Annotated in this window: 2 protein-coding genes; both read right to left on the minus strand. The window is 69.9% G+C overall.

Annotation, left to right across the window (positions count from 1 at the left end):
• Positions 1 to 291: 291 nt before the first annotated feature.
• On the minus strand, positions 292 to 483 hold the full coding sequence (locus C1I98_RS38560; RefSeq protein WP_111172144.1) for a hypothetical protein: 192 nt from the start codon (positions 481 to 483) through the stop codon (positions 292 to 294).
• A gap of 94 nt (positions 484 to 577) precedes the next feature.
• Positions 578 to 1,114, minus strand: coding sequence for a YbhB/YbcL family Raf kinase inhibitor-like protein (locus C1I98_RS38565; protein ID WP_111172145.1), 537 nt, complete (start codon positions 1,112 to 1,114; stop codon positions 578 to 580).
• Positions 1,115 to 1,453: the final 339 nt, after the last annotated feature.

Raw genomic sequence — 1,453 nt, forward strand, 5'->3', positions numbered from 1 at the left:
AGTACGCCCGGGGGTCGCTCGCTGCGCTCGCGCCGAAGGCCCAATCGGAGGCTTTTGAAGGCCGAGTCCTTCCCTGGGGGCTGTTCCGGCGGCCGGCGCTGACAGCCGGTTCTCTTTTCCCGCCGCCGATCCGTATGTTCCTCGCCCCTCAGTCCAGATACGCCTGCGCGTGGTTGCGGTGGGGACATCGCCTGGCTGGCGTCGTGGCGAGGGTGCTGATGGCCGGACATGACTGCGCCCGGGCCGCGCGCTTCGCTCGCGTGCGGGCCCGGGCGGGGGTCGTTCGGCCGGTCAGTCCAAGGCGTGGGCGTACTCCCGGGGGCCGCAGGATGGCCGCCGTACGCCGGTGCGGCGGGCGATCTGGGCCTGTAGGCGGGCCATCTGCCAGTGCAGTTCCAGTAACTGTTCGGCGAGTTGGGTGTGCGGGATCTCCCCCGGATCTTCGGCTGCCAGGTGGTCGATCGCGATCGACAGATCTCTCATCGCGCGCCCCTCATCGACGGCGTCTCCGGATCGAATAAACGTTCGGAATCATAGCGGAACGCCGCCCACGATGTCAGGAAGTCGGGGTGTGGCCTCAGGTCTCGTAGGTCGGCGCGATGTAGCCACGGGCCAGCGTGTTGGCGGTGATGTTGAAGCCCACCGCGGCGGGCGGCGTTTCCGGGTCCAGGCCCAGCTTCTCGACGCCCAGCGCGTGGACGGCGAACAGGTAGCGATGGGGGTAGCCGGGCGGCGGCGCGGCACCGCCGTACATGGCCCGGTTGTAGTCGTTGCGGCTCTCCACGGTCCCCTGCGGCAGCCCCTTGGTGGCCACGGAGCCGGAGGCGCCCCTGGGCAGTTCGGTCACGTCGGCGGGGATGTCGAACGCCAGCCAGTGCCAAAAGCCGCTGCCGGTCGGCGCGTCGGGGTCGTAGCAGGTGACGGCGTAGCTCTTGGTGCCCTCCGGCCCGGGGGACCAGCGCAGGTGCGGCGAGATGTTCTGTCCCGTCGAGCCCCAGTCGTCGAACACGTGCGCGTCCGACATCCGCTCACCGTCGCGTACGTCGTCACTCTCGACGGTCAGCGTGGGGACCTGGGGAAGAAAGTCGTACGGGATCGGTGGCCGCTGCGACACGGGTCTACCTCCGATGGATCTCGTCCTTCGTGAACGGTCCCATCTTGCTCGCCTACCACTCCAGAAGCGAACCTCCCACCCCACCGGTAGTGGTGTCGGCCCTCTCCCGGAACGCCCTCACCGCGACGCGCCGCCAAGCGGCGTACTGAGCGCGACCACGCCCACGCCCCGAGGCCAGGCGCGTGCGGGGGTTGAAGGAGCCCGCAAGAGTGCGTCGGTGCCACGGACTGAGGAGCGAGGGAGCCTGTGAGCGTGCGCCGGCTATCAGTGCCTGGGCCGCGACGCGTCAGCGTCGCGTGGCTCACACGCGAGCGTAGCGAGCGACCCCCGGTACGGCGC

Origin of the sequence: Spongiactinospora gelatinilytica, from assembly GCF_003236385.1 — a bacterium.
Taxonomy (GTDB): Bacteria; Actinomycetota; Actinomycetes; order Streptosporangiales; family Streptosporangiaceae; genus Spongiactinospora; species Spongiactinospora gelatinilytica.

Excerpts from the sequence above, each read along its gene's own strand:
- C1I98_RS38560 (WP_111172144.1), bottom strand. The coding sequence starts at position 483 with ATGAGAGATCTGTCGATCGCGATCGACCACCTGGCAGCCGAAGATCCG.